24 protein-coding genes and 1 riboswitch are annotated in these 26247 nt (G+C 61.9%); of the genes, 12 read left to right on the top strand and 12 right to left on the bottom strand.

Going from position 1 to position 26247, the window contains the following annotated elements; genetic code table 11:
- Window positions 1-76 precede the first annotated feature (76 nt).
- The 3 genes from KCG44_RS14080 to KCG44_RS14070 are packed head-to-tail and all read left to right on the top strand — an operon-like array spanning window position 77 to window position 2974.
- The gene (locus KCG44_RS14080) at window positions 77-1144 is read left to right on the top strand and encodes a phosphotransferase (protein WP_218446760.1); all 1068 of its coding nucleotides are present in this window, start codon (window positions 77-79) and stop codon (window positions 1142-1144) included.
- Between the two features lie 3 nt (window positions 1145-1147).
- Window positions 1148-1861, top strand: coding sequence for a dienelactone hydrolase family protein (locus tag KCG44_RS14075; RefSeq protein WP_218446759.1), 714 nt, complete (start codon window positions 1148-1150; stop codon window positions 1859-1861).
- 6 nt (window positions 1862-1867) lie between these two features.
- On the top strand, window positions 1868-2974 hold the full coding sequence (locus KCG44_RS14070) for an endonuclease/exonuclease/phosphatase family protein (RefSeq protein WP_218446758.1): 1107 nt from the start codon (window positions 1868-1870) through the stop codon (window positions 2972-2974).
- 30 nt (window positions 2975-3004) lie between these two features.
- Here KCG44_RS14070 and KCG44_RS14065 read toward each other — a convergent pair whose 3' ends face one another.
- From KCG44_RS14065 to dcm, 5 genes are all read right to left on the bottom strand, one after another.
- Complete coding sequence (locus tag KCG44_RS14065; RefSeq protein WP_218446757.1) at window positions 3005-3877, bottom strand: hypothetical protein; 873 nt, start codon at window positions 3875-3877, stop codon at window positions 3005-3007.
- Between the two features lie 520 nt (window positions 3878-4397).
- Complete coding sequence (locus KCG44_RS14060) at window positions 4398-4598, bottom strand: dodecin family protein (RefSeq protein WP_218446756.1); 201 nt, start codon at window positions 4596-4598, stop codon at window positions 4398-4400.
- Between the two features lie 283 nt (window positions 4599-4881).
- Window positions 4882-6123, bottom strand: a complete 1242-nt coding sequence (locus tag KCG44_RS14055; protein WP_218446755.1) for a type II restriction endonuclease — start codon at window positions 6121-6123, stop codon at window positions 4882-4884.
- Complete coding sequence (locus KCG44_RS14050) at window positions 6095-6565, bottom strand: very short patch repair endonuclease (protein ID WP_218446754.1); 471 nt, start codon at window positions 6563-6565, stop codon at window positions 6095-6097. The genes KCG44_RS14055 and KCG44_RS14050 overlap by 29 nt, the downstream gene beginning before the upstream one ends.
- 2 nt (window positions 6566-6567) lie before the next feature.
- Complete coding sequence (gene dcm, locus KCG44_RS14045) at window positions 6568-7797, bottom strand: DNA (cytosine-5-)-methyltransferase (protein WP_218446753.1); 1230 nt, start codon at window positions 7795-7797, stop codon at window positions 6568-6570.
- Between the two features lie 224 nt (window positions 7798-8021).
- On the opposite strand from dcm, the gene acnA reads away from it, so the two are divergent.
- Window positions 8022-10709, top strand: a complete 2688-nt coding sequence (acnA, locus tag KCG44_RS14040) for an aconitate hydratase AcnA (protein WP_218446752.1) — start codon at window positions 8022-8024, stop codon at window positions 10707-10709.
- Window positions 10710-10786: 77 nt separating this feature from the next.
- Here acnA and KCG44_RS14035 read toward each other — a convergent pair whose 3' ends face one another.
- Window positions 10787-11134: a hypothetical protein gene (locus KCG44_RS14035; RefSeq protein WP_218446751.1), complete on the bottom strand. Its 348-nt coding sequence runs from the start codon at window positions 11132-11134 to the stop codon at window positions 10787-10789.
- Between the two features lie 82 nt (window positions 11135-11216).
- Window positions 11217-11516, bottom strand: coding sequence for a GCN5-related N-acetyltransferase (locus tag KCG44_RS14030; RefSeq protein ID WP_218446750.1), 300 nt, complete (start codon window positions 11514-11516; stop codon window positions 11217-11219).
- Between the two features lie 71 nt (window positions 11517-11587).
- On the opposite strand from KCG44_RS14030, the gene KCG44_RS14025 reads away from it, so the two are divergent.
- Together KCG44_RS14025 and KCG44_RS14020 are read left to right on the top strand one after the other, a co-directional pair.
- Window positions 11588-12100 carry a sterol desaturase family protein gene (locus KCG44_RS14025; RefSeq protein WP_218446749.1) on the top strand — a complete coding sequence of 171 codons (513 nt, stop codon included), beginning with the start codon at window positions 11588-11590 and terminating at the stop codon, window positions 12098-12100.
- The gene (locus tag KCG44_RS14020; protein ID WP_218446748.1) at window positions 12097-13314 is read left to right on the top strand and encodes a sulfotransferase family protein; all 1218 of its coding nucleotides are present in this window, start codon (window positions 12097-12099) and stop codon (window positions 13312-13314) included. Before KCG44_RS14025 ends, KCG44_RS14020 begins: the two co-directional genes overlap by 4 nt.
- Before the next feature lie 120 nt (window positions 13315-13434).
- On the opposite strand, the gene KCG44_RS14015 is transcribed toward KCG44_RS14020, so the two are convergent.
- The 4 genes from KCG44_RS14015 to crtY form a co-directional block, all read right to left on the bottom strand.
- The gene (locus KCG44_RS14015; RefSeq protein ID WP_218446747.1) at window positions 13435-14181 is read right to left on the bottom strand and encodes a fatty acid desaturase; all 747 of its coding nucleotides are present in this window, start codon (window positions 14179-14181) and stop codon (window positions 13435-13437) included.
- Entirely contained in the window at window positions 14178-15146 is a 969-nt protein-coding gene (locus tag KCG44_RS14010; RefSeq protein WP_218446746.1) for a phytoene/squalene synthase family protein, read from the bottom strand. The genes KCG44_RS14015 and KCG44_RS14010 overlap by 4 nt, the downstream gene beginning before the upstream one ends.
- Before the next feature lie 149 nt (window positions 15147-15295).
- On the bottom strand, window positions 15296-16786 hold the full coding sequence (locus KCG44_RS14005; RefSeq protein WP_218446745.1) for a phytoene desaturase: 1491 nt from the start codon (window positions 16784-16786) through the stop codon (window positions 15296-15298).
- 153 nt (window positions 16787-16939) lie between these two features.
- The gene (crtY, locus tag KCG44_RS14000; protein WP_218446744.1) at window positions 16940-18133 is read right to left on the bottom strand and encodes a lycopene beta-cyclase CrtY; all 1194 of its coding nucleotides are present in this window, start codon (window positions 18131-18133) and stop codon (window positions 16940-16942) included.
- 146 nt (window positions 18134-18279) lie between these two features.
- On the opposite strand from crtY, the gene KCG44_RS13995 reads away from it, so the two are divergent.
- The 6 genes from KCG44_RS13995 (at window position 18280) to KCG44_RS13970 (ending at window position 25807) form a co-directional block, all read left to right on the top strand.
- Window positions 18280-19032, top strand: a complete 753-nt coding sequence (locus tag KCG44_RS13995) for a sterol desaturase family protein (RefSeq protein ID WP_218446743.1) — start codon at window positions 18280-18282, stop codon at window positions 19030-19032.
- 180 nt (window positions 19033-19212) lie between these two features.
- The gene (locus KCG44_RS13990; protein ID WP_218446742.1) at window positions 19213-19716 is read left to right on the top strand and encodes a DUF2141 domain-containing protein; all 504 of its coding nucleotides are present in this window, start codon (window positions 19213-19215) and stop codon (window positions 19714-19716) included.
- A gap of 124 nt (window positions 19717-19840) precedes the next feature.
- Entirely contained in the window at window positions 19841-21421 is a 1581-nt protein-coding gene (locus tag KCG44_RS13985) for a lipopolysaccharide biosynthesis protein (RefSeq protein ID WP_218446741.1), read from the top strand.
- Between the two features lie 33 nt (window positions 21422-21454).
- Window positions 21455-23236 (top strand): asparagine synthase-related protein, encoded by a 1782-nt coding sequence (locus KCG44_RS13980; protein ID WP_218446740.1) that lies wholly within the window; start codon window positions 21455-21457, stop codon window positions 23234-23236.
- A gap of 34 nt (window positions 23237-23270) precedes the next feature.
- A riboswitch (TPP riboswitch) is annotated at window positions 23271-23378 on the top strand.
- A 51-nt stretch (window positions 23379-23429) separates the two neighbouring features.
- Complete coding sequence (gene thiC, locus KCG44_RS13975; RefSeq protein WP_218446739.1) at window positions 23430-25310, top strand: phosphomethylpyrimidine synthase ThiC; 1881 nt, start codon at window positions 23430-23432, stop codon at window positions 25308-25310.
- The gene (locus KCG44_RS13970) at window positions 25307-25807 is read left to right on the top strand and encodes a Rid family hydrolase (RefSeq protein WP_218446738.1); all 501 of its coding nucleotides are present in this window, start codon (window positions 25307-25309) and stop codon (window positions 25805-25807) included. Before thiC ends, KCG44_RS13970 begins: the two co-directional genes overlap by 4 nt.
- A 192-nt stretch (window positions 25808-25999) precedes the next feature.
- Here the strand turns inward: KCG44_RS13970 and KCG44_RS13965 are convergent.
- Window positions 26000-26247, bottom strand: a 248-nt coding sequence (locus KCG44_RS13965; protein WP_218446737.1) for a hypothetical protein, incomplete at its 5' end; no start/stop codon positions are given.

Below are 26247 nucleotides of genomic sequence, written 5' to 3'. Positions count from 1 at the left end.
TCCCGAAATCGCGCCCTTTTCAACCCTGCGGCTTCCCGTCACATATGACCGCGACCAGGCACCGAGCGGAGGCACCATGACCAGCAAGCAGGATCAGTTCTCCGGAACGCAGGAGGTGCGGGAGGCGCACAGGTTCGACGAAGCCCGGCTTGAGGACTGGATGAATGCCAATGTGGAGGGCTTTTCCGGCCCGCTGACGGTCGCGCAGTTCAAGGGCGGGCAGTCGAACCCGACCTACAAGCTGACGACGCCTGCGAAAACCTACGTCATGCGCCGCAAGCCGCCGGGCAAGCTGCTGAAATCCGCCCATGCCGTCGACCGGGAATATAAGGTCATCACCGCGCTTGGCGCACAGCAATTCCCGGCGCCCCGCACCTATGGCCTGTGTCAGGACGAGGCGGTCATCGGCACGTGGTTCTACATCATGGACATGGCCGATGGCCGTATCTTCTGGGACACGACCTTCCCCGAAGTCGATACCGCCGAGCGCCACCTCTATTTCGACGCCATGAACAGGACGCTGGCCGACCTGCACAATTTCGAACCCGACCGGATCGGCCTTGGCGACTTCGGCAAGAAAGAAAACTACCTCGCGCGGCAGATTTCCCGCTGGGGCGGTCAATATCAGGCCGATGAGGAGGCGGGGCATTTCGAGGAGATGGACCGCCTGTGCGAATGGCTGCCCGCCAACCTTCCCGACGAAGGCCCCGCCCGCGTGGTCCACGGCGACTACCGCGCCGACAATATGGTTTTTCATCCCACCGAACCGCGCGTCATTGCCGTCCTCGACTGGGAATTGAGCACGCTTGGCGACCCGCTGGCGGACTTCACCTATCACGCCATGATGTACCGCATGCCGCCCGAGGAAACCGCCGGACTGGTGGGCCGCGATCTGGCCGCGGTGAACATTCCCACGGAAGAAGAATATGTTACGGCCTATTGCGAACGCACCGGGCGCAGCACGGTCCCGAACGTCGATTTCTATATGGCGTACAACATGTTCCGCCTGTGCGCGATCATTCACGGGATCAAGGGCCGACACATTCGCGGCACCGCCAGCAGCAAACATGCCGCCGCCATGTCGGAACGGGTGGAGCCGCTCGGGCGTCTAGCATGGGAACAAGCCAAAAAAGCCGGAGCCTGATCCATGACTGAACTCATCGTCGATGTCGCCCATGACGGGGCCACGCTAAAGAATCTCGTCGTCCTGCCTGAGGGGACCGGCCCGCACCCGGCGGTGCTGATCTACCATCAATGGTCAGGCCGCTCCCCGCATGAGGAAGGCGCCGCCCGCGCGCTTGCCGGGCTCGGCTATATCGGCATTGCCTGCGACCTTTACGGCGATGCGAAGCGCGGCACCACGCAGGAGGAAAACACGGCCCTGATGATGCCGCTGAAGGACGACCGCGCCAAACTGCGCGGCCGCCTGCTCTCGCTCGTCAACGCCTTTGCCGCGCATGACGCGGTCGATGCGGACCGCATGGCCGTGATGGGCTATTGCTTCGGCGGGCTGTGCGCGATCGACACCGCCCGCGCCGGCGCGCGGGTGAAGGCCAGCATCAGCTTCCATGGCCTGCTCGGCGCGCCCGAGGGTCTGGACGAGCCGCAGATCCACAGCAGCGTCGCCATCCACCATGGCTGGGACGACCCGATGGCCCCGCCCGAACATGTCGAGGCCGTTGCGAAGGAGCTGTCCGCGCGCGGCGCGGACTGGACGCTCACCGCCTACGGCCATGCCGTGCACAGCTTCACCAACAGGGACGCCAATGCCAAGGCCGACGGCATGGCCTATGATGCCAGGGCCGATGCCCGCTCATGGCGCGCCCTCACCGCCTTCCTTTCCGAACATATCGGCAGCTAATCCGTCTTGCTGAGGTCGGTCATCACATGGCTGGTGCGGGCGGTCGTCATGATCCTCGCGCTCGCCACGCTCCTGCCGCTGATATCCACTGACGAATGGTGGGTCCGCGCGATGGAGTTCCCGCGCGTGCAGATCGCGGCGCTGCTGTTCCTCTCCGGCGGCGTTCTGTTCGCGCTCGGCTGGCGCGCGCACTGGGCCGGTATCGCCGTTGCCGCGCTCGCCTTTGCGTATCAGGCCGTGCGCATCGCGCCCTATGCCGCCCTCGCCCCGGTACAGGCGGCCAGCATCGATAAGTGCCCCGCGGACCAGCAGGTGACCATCCTGATGGTCAATGTCCTGCAGACCAACCGCGACACCGCGCCTCTGCTCGCCCTCCTTGCCGAGCGTGATCCCGACATCATCCTGGCTGTGGAGACGGACCGGTTCTGGACCGATGCGCTTGCTCCGGCGACCGCCGCCTATCCGCACCAGCGGCTGCACCCGCTCGATAATACCTATGGCATGGCGCTCTATTCCCGCATGCCTGTCGGGGCGATGTCGACGCGGTTCATGGTAGAGCCCGACATTCCCTCCATCGCCGCCGACGTCACATTGCCGGGCGGCGCGGCGTTCCGCCTGTTCGCCATTCATCCGCGCCCGCCGATCCCGGGCAAGGATTCCGGCCCGCGCGATGCGGAGCTGGTGCTGACCGCGCGCGACGTCGCCAGGTCCCCGCTGCCCGCCATCGTCGCGGGCGACCTCAACGACGTTGCCTGGTCCGACACGACGCGCCTGTTTCAGGAGCTTTCGGGCACGCTCGACCCGCGCATCGGCCGCGGCTATTTCGCGACCTACAATGCGAAGGTCCCGCTTGCCCGCTGGCCGCTCGACCACATCTTTTTCACCCCCGAATTCGGCCTGGTCAGCTTCGAACGCCTCGGCAAGATCGGCAGCGACCATTTTCCGGTCACCGCCACGCTCTGCCTCGCCCCCGCCGTTATGGAGGATGAGCAGACCGCCCCCACCGCCGACGCGGAAACCATCGAAGACGCCGCCGAACAGCTATCCGAGGGCCGCGCGCAACAGGCCGAGGAAATGGCCGAGGGCGAGGACGAGACGCAGACCGCGGAGTAACGCCGCCTCATCGCGCGCCTGCCTCCCCCCTCACCGCCCCGCATCCCACCGCGCCCGTGCGTCATCCGTCATCACCGCAAAGACGTCGCCCGCTTCATCATAGACCGCGCCCTCATCGCCGATCCGCACGCGCACGGTGACCCAGCCGCTCGCCGCCCGCTCTGCCTCCGCCTCGATCAGATATTGTTCCAGCTGCGAATGCGCCTCCGCCTGCCCCGCGCGCAGCCTTTGCAGCGCCTGCAGCGACCGCGCCTGCGCCGACAGCGCTTCGCCCGTATCCACGTCCAGGATCGGCGCGCCCTGTTCATCGCACAGCACCAGGTCCGGCTCGTCCTTCAATACGGCCGCCACCTCCCGCTGCCACGGCAGCCGTCCGTTCGCATCGCGCAGCGACCCGCCCGCGCCCTCTGCGGCGCCGAACGCTTCCGGCCGCCGCCGCTGCAACAGCAGTTTCAGCAGCGTGTCGGAATAGCGCCGCCGCGTCCCGACCTTCTTGCCATAATGGATAATGTCTTCCTCGACGCCATTGACCGCGCGTTCAAAAGCGATCGCCTCCAGCTCCACCGTCGCCCGGTCCAGCGCCTGTTCCCACGCCCGCGCGAAGCCCTCGCTCCGCTGCCGCATCCGATAGGCGGAGGTCGTCGACATTCCCACCATCGCACATGCGTCAGAGATTACCCCCGTCTCCGCCAGCCGGTTCAGGAACTTCGCCTGCCGCACCGCCGTCCACCCGTCATGCCGGTGCTGCCGTTCGGACCGGCATTCGGCGAGCCCGTCAGGCGCGCGCGCCGCATCCCGCCCGGGCCGGTGCGTATCCGGCACAGGCACATGTCCACATCCGGGCAAACCCTGCCCCGCCCCGGCGGCATCCGGCCCCGCCCCGCCCTCGATCCAGTCGCTCATCCCGGCAGTATCACCGATCCCGCCACCTGTAGGACAGTCCTTTTTCCGCCCCGCCCGCCCGGAAAGGGTCGCAAGCGATGCGGGCCCCCACACCCCCTCTCCCCGCCGGGGAGAGGTGGCCGCGCAGCGGCCGGAGAGGGGCGCGAGGCAAAGCCGAGCGTCCAAACCTCTCCCCACACCCCCACATCCCAGCATCCCAGCATCCCAGCATCCCAGCATCCCAGCATCCCAGCATCCCAGCATCCCAGCATCCCAGCATCCCAGCATCCCAGCATCCCAGCATCCCAGCATCCCAGCATACCCGGCACATCCCGCCAACCCCCATCCCGTCGCCCCGGTGAAACCCGGAGCCCATCTCTTGACCCCGCAACCAGACGCCATCGCAAAAATGGACATCGCCCTTCCGCGGGTATGACGTGAAGGCTGGGGACCACATCACCCCACACCCGCACACAAAAAAGGCCCGGCCCCCAAAACAGGAACCGGACCCCAACCGCGTCACATCACGCGAACCCGCGCGCTATTTGACGATAAATGTCACCATCAGCGTCACGCGCCATTCGGAGACCTTGTTATTCTCAACGACCGCCTTGGTATCCTTGACCCAGACGCCCTGAATGCCCTGGATCGTCTCGCTCGCCTTGGCGATGCCCTGCTCGACCGCATCCTCAATGCCCTTGGTCGAACTCGCAATAATTTCCGTTACCCGTGCAACACTCATAATCCGTTCTCCTTTTCCAGAAGACCAACAGGCCGGAAGGCCGTTCCGTTCCAAAGTCGCGCCAAAACGGCGCCAACACCTCTCCCCGCCGGGGAGAGGTGGCCGCGCAGCGGCCGGAGAGGGGCGCGAGGCAGAGCCGAGCGTATATACCCATCCCCACACCGAAACCTGGGTAAGGCAGCCACTACGAACGACCAGCACAAACCATCACTGAATTAATTATCTAATTATAGTGTCTCCATAACTCGCCTCGTAACTCGAAGTCGCCCTGTGCAGAACGCTTTCAGCTAATGTTCGCAGGCGCAGCTAAATTGGATCGGACGGCATCAATAAATGCGGCGAGGCTCCACAACCACGACTTTTGATCAGATGCATAGCTACCATGAATTTGCTCCGGGATCACCAGCTGTAGGCTCATTGATTCCATCTGGTCAGTCTGCTGCTTGGATATACCTGGTTCCAGTGTGAGAAGGTGCTTGCGCGGGATCTTTTCTGCTTCCGAGAGCACTTGACGCCAGCGATCCTTGCAGCTCGATTTCGCGCCAAGCATCATCACTGAGTTCGAAGGAATAGCTGCGGCGGAATAAGCGGCAAGATTTGGGAATAAAAAGTCGGGCCTGTGACCATGCTCCGTCACCGCACCGCGCTGATAGGGCAGCGCGGTCGCTCGGAATACAGCCTCAAGGTGGTTCTCCAGCGAATGTCCCATGCGGGACTTGCGGCGGTTTTGGACGCCAAGAGAAAATTTTAGAAAACCATCCACATCCGCGCCGTCTTCTCCAGCAAACCCCTCATGAAGGCGCTCTCCAACTATTCGGCGCTCCAGACGTCGGAACATGGCTTCCTCATGGTCCAGCCACGCCATGAGCGCAAAATCGGGGTCTTCAGCTGCATTGATAGCGGGCAGAGTCTGGCGGGCAAGATCGGAGAATATGACCGTTTTGGGAAAAATCAGGCCGAAGCGCTCGATGATTGTGTCCAGTTTGTCGGCTTCTGGCTCTTCAAACTCTATCCCCAGTTCGTCGAGAATGAACCGAGCGCCAAAATCCAGCTCTTCTCCGCCATCGGTCATAACCTCACGTGACACGAATCTACCGTCATTCGGCGCAAGCCCGAACAGCCATTCCAGCTGGCTTTCACTGGTCGATCCCGCTGCCGCGACAATAAAGTAGAGCGTGCCGTCTTTCTGTTTTGCTAGAAACAGTGTGTCGCCCGCGCTCATCGTCTCCGTGACAGGGTTCGGCGGATAGTAAAGCCGCCATTCCGCCGCGCGATGGTACTGGTTCTCGCGAGCATCATAATAAGTGGCGGTTCCATCAGCCGTAAATCCATCCTGGTCACCTCCAAGCCAGATGTACGTCGCCGGAAATACCGTTTTTGTCTCGCCGAGAAACTGCTCACGCATGTCTTTCGTGACGCCGATTTCATGCTGGTTCGATGTCTTTGGCTCTGCGTCAACTGCCGACAGCCGTTTCACGCCTACCCCATCAAAATAGTCAGACAGTTGCCCCCTTTTTATGTCCATAAACCTCAAGCCTCTCGTCATTGCCTTGGAGCCATATAGCGCAACGCTCCGCCACCTCGTCCAGCCCAATGCGGGAGCGGCCCCGCATTGCGCACTCCCATATCGTGCCGACGCGCCAGCCATCATTCTGAAGTGCAGCGCACTGCGCGCTGTCGCGCGCTTTTGTCGCCTCAATCTTATCGCGCCACCACTCGGTACGGGTAGCGGGAAGCCGGAACAGGTGACAGTCATGCCCGTGCCAGAAACAGCCGTTGACAAACAAAACCGCTCCGTGCCTGCGAAATACAAGATCCGGTTTCCCTGGCAGTCCCCTGCCATGTAGTCGGAACCGGAAGCCTCTACGATGCAGCGCGGAGCGGAGCTGTACCTCAGGCTTTGTATCTTTCCCGGTGATCCCTGCCATCATCCAGCTGCGGGTTTTTGGCGAAACAATGTCCGCCATGACTAGGCAGCAATAACTTCGCGCTTCTCCGCCGCGTCCGTATTTACGGCAGACAGGATATGCGGCTGCATGGCCTCGGCAACAGCCCGGACAACTGGCATGACAACCGCGTTACCAAATTGACGATATGCTTGCGTATCTGATACCGGAATAACGAAGCTGCTTTCGCCGGGAGCATCAAAACCCATAAGCCGTGCGCACTCGCGCGGGGTCAGTCGGCGCGGTATTGGCCCGTCCTGTTTTATGAGGATCTCGGACCCGTCCTTGTAATAGCGCGCGGAAAGTGTCCGGGTAACATCCGTTGGACCAAACAGCGAAAAACCAAACCCATTGCCTGCGGCTTGGTGTTTCTTTTTATATCCCTGAAGATAATTCCACATGTGCGCGGTCAGGGTGTATTTGTCAGGCACGTCATCATCAAGGATGTCGCCTAGCAGGTGTTGGCCGACTTCAGGAACGTCCACGTCCTCAAAACTGAATGCAGTCTCCTCGCGAAAACCTGCAATAAAAATGCGCTCACGTTTCTGAGGTACCCATGGTTCCGAACTGATAACCCTGCGTTTCACCGTGTAGCCAAGTTCGTTCTCCAGAACATTCATGATGGTGGCGAAGGTTTTACCGCCATCGTGCCGCTCCAGATTTTTGACATTTTCAAGAAGAAATGCAGATGGGCGATGATAAGCGATGATCTTCGCAAGGTCATGGAATAATGTTCCCTGTGTGTCACAGAGGAAACCGTGCGGCCTTCCGAGGGCATTTTTCTTTGAAACACCCGCAATGGAAAAAGGCTGACACGGAAAACCTGCCAGCAGAACGTCATGCTTTGGAACGCGTGACGGATTTGCCGCATAAGGTCGAATATCACCCGCCAGTTCGTGCCCGGAGTCGAGTGTTTCCGGGAAGTTAGCAGCGTAGGTTTCACGCGCAAACCGATCCCATTCCGACGTGAAAATGCATCTGCCGCCAATCTCCTCAAAAGGTCGGCGGATACCTCCAATTCCGGCAAACAGATCAATAAATGAAAATAGAACCTTCTCAGGCTCTCGACGCTTCCGGCGAATATGTGTTTCGGTCTCCAGCCGGTCAAATAGCGGCATCGGTATGCGTTTCGTCGCGCCTGTGATGTAACGTCTTATTGTTCTTGGATTTACATCGAGAATATCTGCCGCTTCGTCAATGGAAAATCCGCCTTTTTCGACAAGATCGGCGAAAGCGCCAGCTTTATCGAGCATTCATCATCTCCTGCGACCCTCTTTGGACAGATTGTCCTAATCGTACCCCGAATTTAATCAAGAGGCAAAGAACGAATAGTGAACGCATATCTTGTCCGAATACGATACCCCCACCCTTCCCCCTCCCCTCCCCCTCTGCTACACCCCGGCCAAGCCCGCCGGGTCCCCCGCTCCATGCGAGTCCCCATCCGGCGAAAAGGATCACTTTTCGACGAAAGCTTTTTATGACCCAGATCGGCAGCGACACGCTCAAGACCCGCAAGACCCTTGATGTAAACGGCCAGACCTTTGCCTATTATTCGCTCGCCGCGGCGGCGGAGCAGTTTGGCAATCTGGACCGCCTGCCCTTCAGCATGAAGGTGCTCCTCGAAAACATGCTGCGGTTCGAGGATGCGGGCGACACGGTCGGCGCTGAGGATGTGAAGGCGTTCGCGACCTTCCTGGCCGAGGGGCGTGTCAATCGCGAGATTCAGTATCGCCCGGCCCGTGTCCTGATGCAGGATTTCACCGGCGTGCCCGCCGTCGTCGATCTCGCCGCCATGCGCGATGCCGTCATGAAGCTGGGCGGCGAGGCGGAGTCCATCAATCCGATGGTGCCCGTCGACCTCGTCATCGATCATTCCGTCATGGTCGATGAATTCGGCACGCCGCAGGCGTTCGAGCATAATGTCGAGCTGGAATATGAGCGGAACAAAGAGCGCTACGAGTTCCTGAAATGGGGAAGCCAAGCGTTCCGCAATTTCCGCGTCGTCCCCCCGGGCACCGGCATCTGCCACCAGGTGAATCTGGAATATCTGGGTCAGGCCGTCTGGACGTCCGAGGACAGTTCGGGCGCGACCGTCGCCTATCCCGACACGCTGGTCGGCACCGACAGCCACACGACCATGATCAACGGCCTTGGCGTCCTTGGCTGGGGCGTGGGCGGGATCGAGGCGGAGGCGGCCATGCTGGGCCAGCCCGTTTCCATGCTGATCCCCGAAGTGGTCGGGTTCAAGCTGAACGGTGAAGTGTCGGAGGGGATCACCGCCACCGACCTCGTCCTGACCGTCGTCCAGATGCTGCGCGAAAAGAGCGTTGTCGGCAAGTTCGTCGAATTTTACGGCCCCGGCCTCTCGAAGCTGACGCTGGCCGACCGCGCGACCATCGCCAATATGGCGCCGGAATATGGCGCGACCTGCGGCTTCTTCCCCATCGACGCGGAAACCATCCGTTACATGCGCTTCACGGGGCGTGAGGACTGGCGCTGTGACCTGGTTGAGGCCTATGCCAGGGCGCAGGGCATGTGGCATGACGAGACGAGCGCGGACCCCGTGTTCACCGACACGCTTGAGCTTGACCTCTCGACTGTCGAGGCGTCGCTGGCCGGACCGAAGCGTCCGCAGGACCGCGTCGGCCTGACCGCGATGGACCGGGAATTCACCAAAGAGCTGCGGGGCCAGTTCAAAAAGGGGGACGAGCTTGACCGCCGCGTGCCTGTCGCGGGCGAGAATTACGATCTTGGACACGGCGACACCGTCATCGCCGCCATCACCAGCTGCACCAACACCTCCAATCCCGACGTGCTGATCGCCGCGGGTCTGGTGGCGCGCAAGGCGCTCGAAAAGGGCATGGACGTGAAACCGTGGGTGAAAACCTCGCTCGCGCCCGGGTCGCAGGTCGTGACCGATTATCTCGACAAGACCGGGCTGACGCAGGATCTCGACGCGCTCGGCTTCGATCTGGTCGGCTATGGCTGCACCACCTGTATCGGCAATTCCGGGCCTTTGCCCGCGCCGATTTCAAAGGCGATCAACGATAATGATCTGGTCGCCTCGTCCGTCCTGTCGGGCAATCGCAATTTTGAGGGGCGCGTGTCGCCCGACGTGCGCGCCAACTATCTCGCCTCGCCGCCGCTCGTCGTGGCCTTCGCGCTTGCCGGAACGGTGCGCAAGGACCTGAGCGTCGATCCGCTGGGCGAGGACCGCGATGGCAATCCCGTCTATCTGCGCGACATCTGGCCCACCAACCGCGAGGTGAAGGACATGGTCGAGGGCGCCCTGTCGCCCGACATGTTCAAGGCGCGGTACGGCCAGGTCTTTACCGGCGACGCGCGCTGGCAGGGCATCGATGTCACCGGCGGGCGGGTCTATCAGTTCAACTCGGCGTCAACTTATGTGCAGAACCCGCCCTACTTCACGGGCATGAGCATGGACATAACGGACCCCGCCGACATCATCGGCGCGCGGGCGCTCGCGGTGTTCGGGGATTCCATCACCACCGACCACATCTCCCCCGCCGGCGCGATCAAGCAGGACTCGCCAGCCGGAGAATATCTTTCAAATCATCAGGTTGCGAAGGCCGACTTCAACTCCTACGGCTCCCGCCGCGGCAATCACGAGGTCATGATGCGTGGCACCTTCGCCAACATCCGCATCAAAAACCAGATGGTCCCCGGCACCGAGGGCGGCGTCACCAAATACATCCCCACGGGCGAAACCATGCCCATCTACGACGCCGCCATGCGCTACCAGCAGGACGGCACGCAGCTGGTCGTCATCGGCGGGAAAGAGTACGGCACAGGCTCGTCCCGCGACTGGGCCGCCAAGGGCACGATCCTCCTTGGTGTACGGGCGGTTATCGTGGAAAGCTACGAGCGCATCCACCGGTCCAACCTGGTCGGCATGGGCGTGCTTCCGCTGCAGTTCAAGGAAGGTCAGAGCCGTGAAACGCTTGGTCTGACGGGCGACGAAACCTACACGGTCCGCGGCCTGTCCAGTCTGGAACCGCGTCAGGACATCACCGTCGATTTCGAACGCGCCGATGGCACCACCGGCACGTTCACCGCCCTCTGCCGCATCGACACCCGCAACGAGCTGGAATATTACAGGAATGGCGGCATCCTGCACTACGTCCTCAGAAACCTGGCGGCGTAAAATATTGAGAACACGCCCTCCCGCCCCGCATCCGGGCGGGAGGGCATATGCACATTGGATGGGCCGGGCGGCCGTTCCTAGAGCGTTTCCGTACCGCCATACATGATCATGCAGCCAAGCCCCGTGCGCATCACCGTCATCACCAGCTGACCATCGCCGAGCAGCGCGAGGCGCGCTTTCAGATCGCCGATCGTCATGTTCTCGAAATCATCCCGGCTCATTCCGGCATCCACCGCCAGGGCCGCCAGTGTTGCCCAGTCATCATCGCTCATCCGGTCAAGACCAGTCGCCACGCACGACGCCTGTTCAGCGCTCAGCCCCTTCGCACCCAGCATCATCTCGACAGCGTCGGGGTGCGGACGGCAGGCGGTGGTCAGGACCAGTCCAGTGATCGCCGCCGCGGGCAACAATTTGGCAAAACGCATCACGCTCGTCTCCTCAACATAGGCAGAGGTCCCGTCCTGCCCCGCCATTGATGAACCTACGCTGATTGCCGGTCCGCTCACCTTAGCGGGCCAATTTTCCGCGCCATGACAGGCTCCTGCTGTTCAACTCCGAAAGGTCAGCGCGGCACGCGGCAATTTCCCGGGCAAGTGCGACAGCGGCGTGCAACTGCGCCTCGGTCAATGCGCGATAGGCGGGCCGCTCCCGAATGAAATCGTACCAGACGCCTCCGAACAGATTGTCCAGGCAGATGCGCTGAAAACAGTGATCCCGGAACACCGGCCAGCCACGCGTCTGTGCCATGCCTGGCAGCACATCCCGCGTCAGTTCAAACCATTCCCGCTCAAGCGCCGCGCGTTCCATCACGCCGGTCAACGCGTCGCAGGTGGTGCAGGGTGCATTGATATTCTTCAGGCGCTATATAGTGCGGTAAGATGTCCATATTGACCGGCCTCCTCCTCGCGTTCGCTACTGTCCTCTTCATGGAGGGATTCGCTTACGTGATGCACCGCTGGGTCATGCACGGCTTTTTGTGGAGCCTGCACAAATCCCATCATGAACCGCGCATCGGCACTTTTGAAAAGAACGACTGGTTCGGTGTCATGTTCGCGCTGCCGTCGATCGCGTGCATTTTCATGGGGACACAGCTCGGTTACTGGGTCGGTCTAGCGTGGATAGGTCTGGGAATTTCCCTTTACGGCTTGATTTACTTTGTGTTTCACGACCTGATGGTGCACCAGCGCCTCCCTAATCGCTATGTGCCCAAGTCCGCGTGGATGAAGCGCATAGTGCAGGCGCACAAACTGCATCACGCCGCCAGTTCGAAACACGGCACAGTCAGTTTCGGGTTTCTTTACGCACCGCCGGTTCGCACGCTGAAGGCGCAGCTGGCTGCCAATCAGGCGAAGCTGCGCGCGCCCGGCAGTAGCAATACGAAAACCGCGTGAACGGCGGCGGGCGGCCTGGCCGCCTTGTTCGGCTGGCAAATCAGGCATTTCCGAAATTGTGGGATAAGGGCCTTGCGCCGCCGCCTGTCTTTACGGCCGACAATATGATCGCCGATGCCGTCCGCAAAACCGGGCTGAGCGACTTTGGTGACCCCGACCTGCCCGAACGCCTGAAGCGGCTTTGTGATGTCCTTGAAAGTGAGGCAGGCCTGTCGCCGCTGGGCAGGGTGATGTCCTATGGCGGTATGGTCCGCGTGCTGACCCAGCGTTTGCGCTGTGAAGCGTTGATCGCGGCGAACCCGGAAATCACCAAACGCGCCATCGCCGCCCCCATCGTCATCGTTGGCCCCATGCGCAGCGGCACGACACGGCTGCAACGCCTGCTCGCCTGCGATGACAGGTTCACCTGCACGCGGCTTTACGAGGCGCTGGCACCTGTGCCGGGTGGGCGCACGGCGCGCATCGCGGAAACCCGCGTGCTGCAATTCGCGCTGGACCGGCTGAACCCCGAACTGCGCCGTATCCATCCCGGCGATCCCTTGGACGCAGAGGAAGAACTTCCGGTGCTCGAACTCGCGATCAGCGGTGCGCAGATCGAGAGCCAGCGTCCGGTTCCGTCCTGGGCGCGCTGGATGGAGCAGACGCCGCAGACGCATGCCTATCGCTGGCTGAAACGCTGGATGCAGTTGACCGGACATATGCGCGGCGGCGATCCGAAGCGGCCATGGATCATGAAGACGCCGCAATATATGCAGGACCTGCCCGCGTTGCTGGAGATCTTTCCGGATGCGCGGCTGATGTTCATCCACCGCGATCCGCACGCCGTCACCGCATCGGCGGCATCGCTGGCGTGGAACTATATGATGATCCAGTCGGAGACGGTGACGAAGGCATGGTGCGGACAGGAATGGCTGCACAAGACCGCGTTTCGTGTGGATGCCGCGCAGCGTTTTCGCAACGCTCGTCCGGACGTCCCGGCCATCGATGTGCGGTTTCACGAGATGAATGAGGATTGGGAGCGTGAGATCGCGCGGATTTACGACTGGCTGGGTACCGGGCCTGCGCCACTGGCGGCCATGCGTGACTATTCCCGGCGTGCGGCCAGGACGCACCTGAAGACACCGCATCGTTACACGTTGGAGGAATTCGGCCTAAGCGCTGGCGCGATCGACGAGCGGCTTGGCGATTACCGTAAGCGCTTCGACCTGCGTTAGACTGCGTCGAGAATTGGCGGCTGCCATACCCCAAATCCGATCCGCCTTCGACTGCGCTCAGGATGATCGGGGATGGGAGGATTGCGGAACGTCGATTTGGGCAAATAGAAGCTCGGGACCCTACCCCGCAATATATCCCGCGGCCTTCGACCTTTCCCGCTTTCTTCGTGCGGGCAAGCGCCACCAGGGGTCGGACGGAAACAAATGATGTTCGTGGTGATAGCCGCCAAAGTGAAAGCAGGTCAGCAGTGACAGCAGTTCGGGCAGCCTGTTCGACCGGGCCCTGTGACGATCCGGAAAGGCGTCATCCGCATGCCGGTGCGGCAGCCATGTGCCGAAAGTGAACAGTTGCAACAGCGCCAGCACTGCGGGCACCGCCCAGAACAGCACAATATTCAGCAGGTTCGCGCCCAGCAGCAGATAGATCAGCGCCACCAGCGTAATTCTCAGCAGCTGCCCGTGCGTGTAATAGCCCGTGAAAAAACGCGTCAGCCACGGAACGAAACGCCTCGGATCATCGGCGTTGAAATCAGGGTCCTGCGCAGTGCCGACATTGCGGTGATGCTCAAAATGCGCAGGCTCCATCTGGCGGTAATCCAGCCCGGCATAGATCATCAGCGCGGTCATGCCGGTCCAGCGTTGCAGCCTTGGAAAGCTCGGCGCCAGCGCGCCGTGCATTGCGTCATGCGCGGTGATGAACAGACCCGTCGACAGCCAGGTCTGTACGGCGACCAGGATGATCAGCGGCCAAACCGTCTGGTCCGCCAGATCGATCAGGAAAATCGCGGCAAAATGCAGGCTTAGCCACGACACCATGAAAATGGCGGCAATGGTCAGCCCGGTCGTGCTTTGCGCGCGCTTCGTCATACCAGTTCACCTAAGGGGGATTGAGGTTCGCGCCAAGGCGGCGTGTCGCCATATGTCCACAGATCGGCGCGGTCATCGAGGCACAGCGCCGCGGCCTTCGCCTCGCGCCTCGCCATCATCAGCATACCGATTTTTTCCCATGAACCGGTATGCTGCCGCACGTCCCACGCCGCTGGTCCGGCGGCCCGCACCTTGTGCCCGATCGCCCGGTACACTTTCTCGGCGGTCAGCACCGCCCACGCGGCTTTTGGTGGCAGATGGGTCGCACCGATGCGCGCGCTCTCATAATAATCGTCCGCCAGCACCAGCAGTTCACGCGTGACTTCGGTCAGCGCGCCGCGATGTTCCGGCCGCGCAATATCGCCCGGCGTCACGCCCCGCGCCGCCAGCATTTCCTCGGGCAGATAACAGCGCCCATTCGCGGCATCCTCCAGCACATCGCGGCAGATATTGGTGATCTGGAACGCCAGACCCAGATCCGCCGCGCGCACAAGCACGTCCGTCCGGTCCGCGGCCACGCCCATGACGACCGCCATCATGCGCCCGACGACGCCCGCCACATGCTCGCAATAATCGAGGAGGTCTGTCAGCGACCGATAGCGCCGATCATGCGCATCCATCGCAAAGCCATCCAAATGCCGCATCGGCAGTTCATGCGGCAGGCCGGTTTCCGCCGCCACCAGGCCGATCGCCGCGAAGGCGCCCGTTTCGCTCGCCGGATCAGCCAGGCCCGCCGCCGTTCGCGCGCGCAGCGTGCCGAGGCGTTCCAGTGCGCTGTCAACGCTCTCGACAGTCCCGCGCCCGCCCTCTTGCCCGTCGACGACATCATCGCAGTGTCGGCACCACGCATAAAGCAGCCGCACGCGGCGTTTCGTTTCCGCGTCGAACAGGCGCGAGGCAAGGGCAAAGGATTTCGAGCCCCTGGCAATGGATTGCGCCGCCCAGCGGTCAAGGTCGGTGGTCATGCCGCATCGTCTAGTCGATTGGCGCGTGGCATCAAGATCGTGCGTCCCTCGACTTCGTTCGGGATGATGAAAATCGCGTTTTGCAAAATCCCCTTCGTATCATCCCGAGCGAAGTCGAGGGACGCACGACGTGCCTGCAAAAAGCGGGATCACCCGGTGTTCGCCGCCAGATCCTCCAGCATCAGCTTCGCGGTCGCCTTCGCTGATCCGACCACGCCCGGAATACCGGCGCCAGGGTGCGTGCCCGCGCCCGCGAAATACAGGTTTTTCACGACGTCGTCGCGGTTGTGTACGCGGAAATAGGCCGATTGCCACAGCACCGGCTCCAGGCTGAAGGCGCTGCCAAGGTGCGCATTCAGTTCCCGGCCGAAATCCTTTGGCGTGAAGTGATGGCGAACCTCGATGCGGTCCTTCAGGCCGGGCAACAGATGCGCTTCCAGATAGTCCAGGATCTTGTCGCCATAGCCTTCGGCGACCTCATCCCAGTCCTTCTCGAACTTGCCCATATGCGGCACGGGCGCGAGGACGTAGAAAGTCGAACATCCCGGCGGCGACAGCGACGGGTCGGTGGCCGTTGGATGATGCAGATACAGGCTGAAATCGTCCGGCAATTCCGTCGACCCGTAAATCTCGTCGAGCAGGCCCTTATAGCGCTCGCCGAACAGGATATTGTGGTGCGGGACATCGTCATACGTCCCCTTCACACCGAAATAGAGCACGAATAGCGAGGGCGAGAAGCGCTTCCGCTTTAGCGCCCTCGCGCCCTTCTTCCCGCGCGGATGCCGCCCCAGCAGCTTCTCATACGTATGGACGATATCGCCGTTCGAGGCGACCGCGTCGAAGCGTTCACGCGTGCCATCCTTCATGACGACCGCGCTTGCCCTATTGCCTTCGGTTTCGATTTCCTCGACGGCATTACTGAGCAGCACCGTGCCGCCAAGGTCCGTGAACAGGTTCACCAGGCCGCGTACCAGCGCGTGTGTGCCCCCCCTCGGGAACCACACGCCGTCCTGCTTTTCCAGCGCATGGATCAGCGCGTAAATGGCGCTTGTCTTATAAGGGTTGCCGCCGACCAGCAGCGTATGAAAGCTGAACGCCTGACGCAGCTGCTCGTCCTTGATGTAGCGCGAAACGATGGAATAGACGCTTCGATACGCCTCATATTTGATCAGCGCGGGCGCGGCGGAAATCATGGACTTGAAGTCCAGAAACGCCTCATGCCCCAGCTTTACATAGCCTTCGCGGTAGACGTTTTTCGCATATTCCATGAACTCGCGATACCCCGCCGCGTCGGCCTCCGACCGCGCGGCGATCTGCGAATACAGCTTCTCATCATCGTTCGTATAGTCGAACTTCCGGCCGTCTTCCCAGTGCAGCTGGTAGAAGGGTTGTACCGGTACCATCTCGACATAATCGGCCATCTTGCGGCCGGACAGTTCGAACAGTTCCTCAAGACAGGGCGGATCGGTGACAACCGTCGGCCCCGCGTCGAAGGTGTAGCCGTCACGCTCCCAGACATAAGCGCGCCCGCCGGGCTTGTCCCGCGCCTCGATCAGCGTGACCTGATGACCCGCTGACTGCAGCCGGACGGCCAGCGCCAGCCCGCCAAATCCGGCACCGATAACTGCGACTTTGGACATTCAAAAATTCCGATCTATCGCTGCTGAAGCAGCACCCTAAAAATTATATCATCCCGAGCGAAGTCGAGGGACGCGCCCAAATCACCGCGGAGCCTTCATGCGTCCCTCGACTTCGCGCGGGGTGATGAGGATCGTGCCTTGCGCGGCCGATCCCTACTCCTCGTCCCGGCTCCGCCATCGTGGCCGCAGCCGGATCTTCGGTATCGAACGCGCCAGCACACCCAGCGCCTTTCCAACCGGGACCGGCGGTTCCCCCGACAGGATCCGCACCATGTCCGCCTTCGTGGAGCGACTCGCGTAAAAGCGTTCCACCAGCCCTTCGTCCAGTGCGTAAAAATGTTGCAGGGTACGATAACGTGTCTCAGGCGTGGCCGCTTCGAACATCATCCGGTTCAGCAGGCGGTAGAAGGCGCGCTCCTTCCAGCGTGCGATGCTGTGGTCCCTCAGCGCCTGAAACACCGGCCCCGCGTCGAGGCGCGGCGTCGATTTCAGCATGTCGGCGGTCGCGACAGCATCGGAAAAACTATAGCCTGTGATCGGATTGAAGAGCGCTGCCGCCATGCCGGCCTTGGGCATGTCATCCTCGGCCCAGTGCGCGTCTATGTCGCCGTCAAGCGCGATCGGCAGCACGCCGCGTTCGGCACGCTCCTCGCGATACGGCCCCACAGCCATCCGGGCGACATAGTCGCGCACGCGCTGCAACACGACATCGTCCGCCAGCTCGGGCCCGTCGGTATAATAGGTGTCCTCGACCAGCAGCCTCGTTTCCGAAAACGGCAGCACATAGACGAACCTGTAGCCGCCCAGCTGGTCGACCGTCGCATCCATCACGGTGGGCCGCGTGCGCCCGTGCGGAACGTCGCACTCGATTTCCAGCCCGACGAATTTCTGCCAGGCGAGTTTCAGGTGTTTCGCGCGGCCCTGACCGCGGCAGTCGATCACCGCCCCCGCCTTCAGGACCTGCCCGTCCTCCAGGCGCACCATGGTCGGCGTCAGTGCCTCGACACGCTTGCCCAGCATCAGCGCGCCCTGGTCCAGGCGCGCCCTGACCGCCTTGTCCAGCAGGTCCGACCGCGCGCTGGCATAGGGCGTGCGCAGCGTCCGCTCGAAACGCGGAAACCTCACATCATATCCGTCGTCCCAGCGATGCGCATACAGCTCCTGTGTCCACATGCGCTGCGGCCCGCGCACATCGGTGTCAAAGCTTGACCAGATATGATCGCCGCCGATCGTGTCGCCTGCTTCAACGATGCCCACCGACACGCCGGGACGCACATCTGCCATGCGCATGGCGATCAGCCCGGCCGCCAGCCCGCCACCTGCAAGGATCAGATCAAAATCACGCATATCCGGTGCCCTAACGAAACCGGTGACGGAATGGAAAGAGCTTTAGGGCCGCTCCGCCCGCCGAGGATCCTTGCCATTGCTGCGCCGGGTGCCGCGCGGCGGGAAGGCACCTTCTCGCATCGCGGGAGAAGAGGTAAGCGGACCTCGTGGTTTCCCTTCTCCTCCTTATCCTTGGCTTCACCGCCATCATCGCGCTTCGCTATCTCACAGTGTCAGGCGCCTTCGCGTTCGTCACGTCTCGCGCACGCCCCGGCCTGCACGCCTCCGCGCGGTCGCGGAAACAGCAGCGCGCGGAGCGGCGATGGTCATTGATCGCGGCACTTTGCTATGCCGCGCCCGCGGCGCTCGCCTTCTGGACGTGGCGCGAATTTGGCTGGACGCTGGTTTATACCGACATTGCCGACTACCCGCTTTGGTACCTTCCGCTCAGCGCGTTCATCTATCTGTTCCTGCACGACACCTGGTTTTACTGGACCCACCGCGCCATGCATGGACGCCGCCTGTTTCCGGTTATGCACAAGGTTCATCATGACAGCCGCCCGCCGACCGCGTGGGCCGCGATGAGCTTTCACTGGACGGAGTCCCTGTCGGGCGCCGTCCTGATCCCTGCCCTGGTCTACGTCATTCCGATCCACATCGGCGCGCTGGGCGCGGTACTCGCCATCGCCACTTTTTTCGGCGTCACGAACCATCTGGGATGGGAGATGTTTCCGCGGCGCTGGCTGGATGGCCGCTTTGGCGATATCATGATCACAGCATCTCATCATCATCGGCACCACCAGAAATATAACAGCAATTACGGCCTGTACTTCCGCTTCTGGGATCAGCTTTGCGGCACGGATGAGGGTCTCGCACATGATTTCGGAAAAGACGAACGGCGCGCCCGCGAGCGCACCTAACACGAAGCGACGAAGCGGCCCGTCCTGTTAACCGCACGTTCGGGCGCTTGATGCTACCTGCGTCATCGTAGCGCAGGCATTTGGCCGTATGAGTCGCCTCGATAACGAAGGGGCGGCGCACCGGTCGGCGCCATCCGCACTGTCTGGCGTGACGATGTAAAGGCGATGGGAAATATCTCGGTGAACATTCAAAAGCTGCTGGTCCTGCTTCCTTGTGCTGCGGCGGCGATGGCGCTGGACGCCGCGCCGTCCGCGGAGACTGTAAACTCCCCGGCCCCCGCAACCGTACCTGCGGATACACCTGCCGAGGCAGGGCCGCGCCTGCATTTGACCCTGCACGGGCTTCGTTCCAGCCAGGGCCATGTCCGCGTGTGTCTGTGGTCGAACGGCGATGGATTCCCCGACTGCAGGAAAAACAGCGGCGTGACGCGCCTTGCGGCGCCAGCGGCGGAAACCGTCACGGTCGATGTCACCGACCTGCCGCCGGGCAATTATGGCATCTCGGTCATTCACGACGAAAATGACAATCGCCGCCTCGACAAGGGCTTCATGGGCCTGCCGTCGGAGGGCGTCGGCTTCTCCAACAATGCCAGCGCGCCCTTCGGCCCGCCGAAATATGCCAAAGTGCGCTTTGCCCTGACCGGCGAAACCGAACAGGTCATTCGCATGAAATACTATCTGTAACGGGCATTTTTCCTTTTCCCCTGATCGCGATTCTCGGTTAGGGGCGGCGTTTCCGGCATATTAGGATGTAAGGGGCTATCCCCCGGCACGGTGCGACAAATGCGCCTGCCCGAGGTCGACACAGATGGTTCAATTCGAACGCAGCGACGAGAATGTCGGCGGACGCGTCCTGCAAGGGGCGATGTTCCTCGCCGGTGCGCGCCTCATCGTGCGCTTCATATCTGTTATCAACCTCGCTGTGCTTGGCCGCCTGCTGACGGAGACGGACTATGGCATCGCCGCGCTGGCGCTGGTTCCGATCGCCCTCCTTCAGGTATTCAGCGACGTCCGCATCACCAGCGCGCTCATCGCGCTCGACGATATCGACGAGCGCCATATCAGTACCGCGTTCACCATCCAGGTGCTCCGCGGCATCATCATCGCCGCAATGCTGTTTTTCGCCGCCGACCCGATCGCCGACTATTTCAACGCGCCTGCCTTGCGGGACGTCTGCCGCTGGCTATCCGTCGTCCTCATCTTCGACGGGCTGAAGAACCCGGCATTCTTCCTCTACCAGCGCAATGTGGACTTTTCGAAGGAGTTCTGGCGCGTCACCGTCGCGCAGATCGTCGCCGGAATCTTTACCGTCTCAGCCGCTTTCATTCTGGAAAGCTACTGGGCCATCGTCATCGGCATGATTGCCTCCCGCTCCGTCGAGAGTGTGCTCACCTGGTGGCGCGTGCCGATCCGCCCATGGTTTAGTCTGTCGGAATGGCGCATATTCTTCAGCTACGGATCGTGGCTCACATTTGCGGGCATGGCGACACAATTGCAGGAGTCGGCCGGTAGCATCCTGTTCGGTCGCTATCTTGGCACGGATCCCGTCGGCAGTTACACCATGGGCAAAGAGGTGTCGGACCTTGCCCTGGCCGAAATCACCGCGCCGCTGCGCCAGACGCTGTTTCCGGGCTTCGGCGCGGTCAAGAACGACCGCGAACGGCTGATCCGCAGTGTAAAGACCGCGATGGGCACGCTGTTCGGCATTTCCCTGCCTCTTGGCGTCGGTCTCGCCCTGTTCGCGCCCGAGGCGCTGATGGTGCTGGTCGGGGAAAAGTGGCTCGACGACGCCTATATCGTTCAGGTGCTCGCCCCGGTGGGCGCGCTCACCATGTCGATCGCCGTGGTCGACAGCCTGGCCATGGCGCTACAAAAGCTGCGCGGCATTTTCTACCGCGCCGTGATCCTCGCCGTGATCAGCTGGCCGCTCATCTATTATGCGATGCTGGAGCAGGGTCTGTTGGGCGGTGTTCTGGCCGTGGGCGTCGTTCGTCTGATCCGCGTGATCTTCAATATGTTCTTTCTGCGCGGCATGATCGGTATGTCCATACTGACGATGCTGGCGACCGCTTTTCGTCCGGCCGTGGCGACATCGGTGATGGCGGCGGCGCTGTTCCTGCTGCCCCGCACCTATGATCCCGCGACGCTCGGTTCCGCTTTGACGTTGCTGTGGACCCTGCCTTATGTTGCGCTCGGCATCATCATCTACACGATCGTCACGTCCGTCCTGTGGCGTATGGCGGGCCGACCGCAGGATGGTCTGGAGGCGAACATTCTTCACTATGGCGGCGGACTTTTGCAGAAATTGCGGGCGAATATTCTTCTTTATGGCGGCGGAGTTTTGCAGACCGTTCGGCAGAAGCTGCGCAGGAAAAGGCAGGATGACTAATACCGGGTCCGCCAGCGAAACGGCGATCGCGCGATGAGTGGTTTTGCGGGCTATCGAGAGCTGGCGCCCGGCGGACTTTCGCCGCAGGATTTCGGTACCCTCAACGCTGCGCTGCGCAACCTTTCGCGCGATCCCGCGGACGAAATCAGGGTTGAACAGGTCGATACCTCGGTCTTTGCGACCTATGTATCGACGCCGGCTGACGGGGCCTGCCGATCCCATAATGGCGGGCGTTGTTTCGTTGCCGGCGACCCTGTCGTAACCGAGACGCAGACTTCCGACAGCAGCGATTTGAATACCGGCCGTGCCGCGCTGGCGATAGGTCTGATGGGTGACGGTGACGATGTCCTGCACAGGGCGAAAGGCGAATATTCCGCCGCGGCGCTGCGCGCTGACGGCAGCTTTCGCCTGGCCGCGGGTCATGTCGGAACCCGGCCGATACATATCTATCATGACGATCATCTTTTTGCTTTTGCCAGCAATCTCAGAACGCTGATGGCGATGCTGGGTGACCGGCTGAAAGTGGATCCCGTCTCGGCGGCGGAAACGCTCATCGCCGGACAGCGCCGCGCCAGCAACAGCCCCTATCTTTGCATGCGCCGCCTGCGCGGCGGGGAAACGATAACCGCCAGTCATGCGGGGATTGATCTGCGCGCATGGTTTCACTGGAGCGAAGTGGAGCGGATTGAGCGCAGCTTCGAAGACACGCTTGCCCTGGTCGAGCGCCGCTTCCTCAATGCCGTGCGCCGCCGGCTGAGAGACGCTGGCAAGCTGCGCTACGCCGCGCTTTCCGGCGGTCTTGACAGCCGGCTGGTGGTCCTTGCCCTGCGCGAACTTGGCGAGCCCGTGCGCACCATGGCCGTCGCCCCGCCCCGCCTTGCCGATCATGTTCTCAGCATTGGGGCGGCGCAGGCCATGGGCACCGACCATCATATTTTCGCCGTCGACGCCGCACCGTGGCTGACGGTCATGCCATTCAGCGCGCTGGTTGCCGCCAACCTTCCGCGCCTTGCCAGTGATACGCGGGACCAGCTGTGGCTGGGCGATGGCGGCAGCGTCTTGTGCGGCCACATCTACATGACACCCAAAAGCGTGGCGGCGTTTGGCAGGCGCACGCCGCGGGAGGAAGCGGCGCGGCGCATGCAGGAATATCTAAGCTTCGCGAAACTGCTTCCGGCGGCCACGCGCGATGACCTGCTCGGCAAAGTCGAGGCGCGCCTCGTCGCGGAACTTACCGACGTCCACCGGACATGGCCCGATGCACGGCTGCGCATGTACCTGCTCCGCACGGACCAGGAAACGCATTGCGACCCTTATTACGAAAATATCGACATTTACCGCGCGCCGGTCAGCCATCCCTTCTTCGATGCCGACTATATCAGGGCGGTGTTCGAAAGCCCGATCGAGCATCTGTTGCTGCACCGCCTGCAAAATGACCTGCTTCGACGGCTGAACGAGGATGTCTGGCGCGTGCCGTGGCAGGTCTATCCGGGCCATTTGCCCGGACCGACACCCGTTCCCGATGATATCGTTCTGCAATGGGATAAAGGCCGGTTCGAGAAGGATATCTTCCTCGACCGCAGGCGCAGCAGCATCGCGGCGCTGGGCAGCACCAGCGTGCGCGGTGCGAAAGACGCCGTCGCCCCCCTGCGCCTGAAAATGGCCACAGCATTGGCGAAAACACCGCTGCACGACCGTTCGTTCGTGGAGCGGCTGGCCCGCTATGCCCGCGATCTGAAGATCGTGCCCCATGGCGGCCGTCCGGCGAAATTCGGAGCCGATGTGCCGCACGATCACCACCCGCCCGCCGATTGACTCTCACGGCCCGAAAGCCCATTTTAGGATCAGCATTTGTTCCCAGGGGTGCCCGCTGTTCCGGGCTGAGACTGCCGCCGCGGCGGAACCCTTTGAACCTGACCCGGGTCGTACCGGCGTAGGGATGGAGAACCACGGGCAGTTCGCGCCCGCCGTCCGCGCCGCTCGTCCCCCGACGAGGAAGCATAATCTGATGGCCGACATTCCCGCGCGTACCGAACTGCCCGACACCAGCGACATTTCCGAAATGAAAGTCACGACCGGGCCGCTCCCCGCCAGTCGCAAGCTCTACCTGAGCGGCAGGCAGCATCCCGATATCCGCGTCCCCGTGCGCGAGATCCAGCTTGAGAAGACCTCGCTGGAACCGCCCGTCCGCGTCTATGATCCGACCGGGCCTTATACGGATGACAGCGTCGATATCGACATCACCCGGGGCCTGGCAACCGTTCGCGCCGCCTGGATCGAGGCGCGCGGCGATGTCGAACGTTACGATGGCCGCGCCGTGAAGCCCGAGGACAATAGCGTAAAGCCGACGCGCAAGTCCGGCACGCTACCCTTCCCCAACGTCGTTCAGCGCCCGCTGCGCGCCAAATCCGGCAGCAAGGTCACGCAGATGCACTATGCCCGCCGCGGCATTGTCACGCCCGAGATGGAATATGTCGCCATTCGCGAGAATCTGGGCCGTGAAAAGGCCATGGAGGCCTCGCAGGGCGGCGAGGGTTTCGGCGCGCAGCTGCCCGGCCTCGTCACCCCTGAATTCGTCCGCGACGAAGTCGCCCGCGGCCGCGCGATCATCCCGGTGAATATCAACCATCCGGAGGTCGAGCCGATGGCCATCGGCCGCAACTTCCTCGTCAAGATCAACGCCAATATCGGCAACAGCGCGGTCGCCAGCGATGTCGCCAGCGAAGTCGACAAGATGGTCTGGGCCATCCGCTGGGGCGCGGACACGGTCATGGACCTTTCGACCGGCGAGAATATTCACGACACGCGCGAGTGGATCCTGCGCAATTCCCCCGTTCCCATCGGCACCGTCCCCATTTATCAGGCGCTGGAAAAGGTCGGCGGCGTGGCCGAGGATCTGACCTGGGAAATCTTCCGCGACACGCTGATCGAGCAGGCCGAGCAGGGCGTCGACTATTTCACCATCCATGCCGGCGTGCGTCTGGCCTATGTCCCCATGACGGCAAAGCGCGTCACCGGCATCGTTTCGCGCGGCGGCTCCATCATGGCGAAATGGTGCCTGTCGCATCACAAGGAGAGCTTCCTGTACGAGCGCTTCGCCGAGATTTGCGAGATCTGCGCCGCCTATGATGTCAGTTTCTCGCTGGGCGACGGCCTGCGTCCCGGCTCCATTGCCGATGCGAATGACGAGAGCCAGTTCGCCGAACTGAAGACGCTTGGCGAACTCACAAAGGTCGCTTGGGACCAGGATTGCCAGGTCATGATCGAGGGGCCGGGCCACGTCCCCATGAACAAGATCAAGGAAAACATGGACCTGCAGCTGGAGGAGTGCCACGAGGCCCCCTTCTATACGCTGGGCCCGCTCACCACCGATATCGCGCCCGGCTATGACCACATCACGTCAGCCATCGGCGCCGCCCAGATCGGCTGGTACGGCACCGCCATGCTATGCTACGTCACGCCAAAGGAGCATCTCGGTCTCCCTGACCGCGACGATGTGAAGGTCGGCGTCATCACCTACAAGATCGCCGCCCACGCCGCCGACCTCGCCAAGGGCCACCCCGGCGCGAAGCTGCGCGACGACGCTCTCAGCCGCGCCCGCTTCGATTTCCGCTGGCGCGACCAGTTCAACCTGTCGCTCGACCCCGAAACCGCCATGCAATATCACGACCAGACGCTGCCGGCGGAGGGCGCCAAGGTCGCGCATTTCTGCAGCATGTGCGGGCCAAAATTCTGTTCGATGAAGATCACCCAGGACGTCCGCGACTATGCCGCCAGGCTGAACACGGACGAAATGACCGCCAACGAGCAGGGCATGGCCGAGATGAGCGAGAAGTTCAAAGAGGAAGGCGGCGAGATTTACCTGCCCGCGACGGAACCAGCCGAATGACCCGTCCCCTCGCCAAAGCATGCGCCGCTTTGGGCGCGTTTGCCCTGCCACTGTCCCTGTCCCTGATCGCGGCCCTTCCTGCCGCGGCGCAGGAACCGTTCGAAACGCTGATACCGGAAAACGCCGACGCGCGCGCCTTTCAGGAGGCCGTCGGCTATTCCGAAGCGGTCATCGTCGGTGACATGGTCTATTTGTCCGGCATCATCGCCGCGCCGGCACCCGGCGATGAAGGCATGGAGCCCGGCTTCACCCGCGCCTTCGATCATATCGGTAGCATCCTGAAGCGCGCCGGTGTCGACTGGGGCGACGTCGTCCTGTTCGACACATTCCACACCGACATCGCGGCGCAAATCACCCCGTTCGTGACAGTGAAGAACCGCTACATCAAAGCCCCCTTCCCCGCATGGACCGCCGTCGAAGTCTCTGGCCTGTATGAACCAGAGGGACTGGTCGAGATAAAGGTGGCCGCGCGGCGGCAACGGGGTAACGCAGAATGAGCATGGTAGATATGGGGGAGATGGGCAGGTGGGCAGGTGGTAGCTGGGAAACACCAGTGAATTATGTATAGTGTCCCTGCAATTCTCATCGCAATGCGACGCACATCTTGCGCGCGCGCATCTTAATTTCCAGGTTTGTATCCTTTGATCGGCCTATCGGTTCTCCTGTCGATGCCCACAGGAACAGCAGATTTATGGTTGGTGATGAGATTTACTTGCTGCTGCCATGTCACATTGTATATCATTTAAGTGTCTGATGTTACAGATTTTGGGCGATCTCAATATCGCCTGTTTTCGAACTTCTTCTGACCAATGCTCCTTGTCAGAAACTGACGATTTATCGACAGCCCTTGCAAAGTCTCGATAGCTGCGGGCTACGCTGAAGCCGTTCTCAAAAAATCGGTCGCGGATTTCATTCATTTCGGGGTGTCGTACTGGAT

Origin of the sequence: Pacificimonas pallii (genome assembly GCF_019204005.1) — a bacterium.
Taxonomy (GTDB): domain Bacteria; phylum Pseudomonadota; class Alphaproteobacteria; order Sphingomonadales; family Sphingomonadaceae; genus Pacificimonas; species Pacificimonas pallii.
Note: the sequence above shows the minus strand (reverse complement) of the source record. Positions and strands in the feature narration are given on the sequence as shown.

Bases quoted from the DNA above. Each gene is read 5' to 3' on its own strand.
- KCG44_RS14080 (WP_218446760.1), top strand. From the start codon at position 77: ATGACCAGCAAGCAGGATCAGTTCTCCGGAACGCAGGAGGTGCGGGAG.
- KCG44_RS14075 (WP_218446759.1), top strand. From the start codon at position 1,148: ATGACTGAACTCATCGTCGATGTCGCCCATGACGGGGCCACGCTAAAG.
- KCG44_RS14065 (WP_218446757.1), bottom strand. From the start codon at position 3,877: ATGAGCGACTGGATCGAGGGCGGGGCGGGGCCGGATGCCGCCGGGGCG.
- KCG44_RS14060 (WP_218446756.1), bottom strand. From the start codon at position 4,598: ATGAGTGTTGCACGGGTAACGGAAATTATTGCGAGTTCGACCAAGGGC.
- KCG44_RS14055 (WP_218446755.1), bottom strand. From the start codon at position 6,123: ATGGACATAAAAAGGGGGCAACTGTCTGACTATTTTGATGGGGTAGGC.
- KCG44_RS14050 (WP_218446754.1), bottom strand. From the start codon at position 6,565: ATGGCGGACATTGTTTCGCCAAAAACCCGCAGCTGGATGATGGCAGGG.
- dcm (WP_218446753.1), bottom strand. From the start codon at position 7,797: ATGCTCGATAAAGCTGGCGCTTTCGCCGATCTTGTCGAAAAAGGCGGA.
- acnA (WP_218446752.1), top strand. From the start codon at position 8,022: ATGACCCAGATCGGCAGCGACACGCTCAAGACCCGCAAGACCCTTGAT.
- KCG44_RS14035 (WP_218446751.1), bottom strand. From the start codon at position 11,134: ATGCGTTTTGCCAAATTGTTGCCCGCGGCGGCGATCACTGGACTGGTC.
- KCG44_RS14030 (WP_218446750.1), bottom strand. From the start codon at position 11,516: ATGGAACGCGCGGCGCTTGAGCGGGAATGGTTTGAACTGACGCGGGAT.
- KCG44_RS14025 (WP_218446749.1), top strand. From the start codon at position 11,588: ATGTCCATATTGACCGGCCTCCTCCTCGCGTTCGCTACTGTCCTCTTC.
- KCG44_RS14015 (WP_218446747.1), bottom strand. From the start codon at position 14,181: ATGACGAAGCGCGCGCAAAGCACGACCGGGCTGACCATTGCCGCCATT.
- KCG44_RS14010 (WP_218446746.1), bottom strand. From the start codon at position 15,146: ATGACCACCGACCTTGACCGCTGGGCGGCGCAATCCATTGCCAGGGGC.
- KCG44_RS14005 (WP_218446745.1), bottom strand. From the start codon at position 16,786: ATGTCCAAAGTCGCAGTTATCGGTGCCGGATTTGGCGGGCTGGCGCTG.
- crtY (WP_218446744.1), bottom strand. From the start codon at position 18,133: ATGCGTGATTTTGATCTGATCCTTGCAGGTGGCGGGCTGGCGGCCGGG.
- KCG44_RS13985 (WP_218446741.1), top strand. From the start codon at position 19,841: ATGGTTCAATTCGAACGCAGCGACGAGAATGTCGGCGGACGCGTCCTG.
- KCG44_RS13980 (WP_218446740.1), top strand. From the start codon at position 21,455: ATGAGTGGTTTTGCGGGCTATCGAGAGCTGGCGCCCGGCGGACTTTCG.
- thiC (WP_218446739.1), top strand. From the start codon at position 23,430: ATGGCCGACATTCCCGCGCGTACCGAACTGCCCGACACCAGCGACATT.
- KCG44_RS13970 (WP_218446738.1), top strand. From the start codon at position 25,307: ATGACCCGTCCCCTCGCCAAAGCATGCGCCGCTTTGGGCGCGTTTGCC.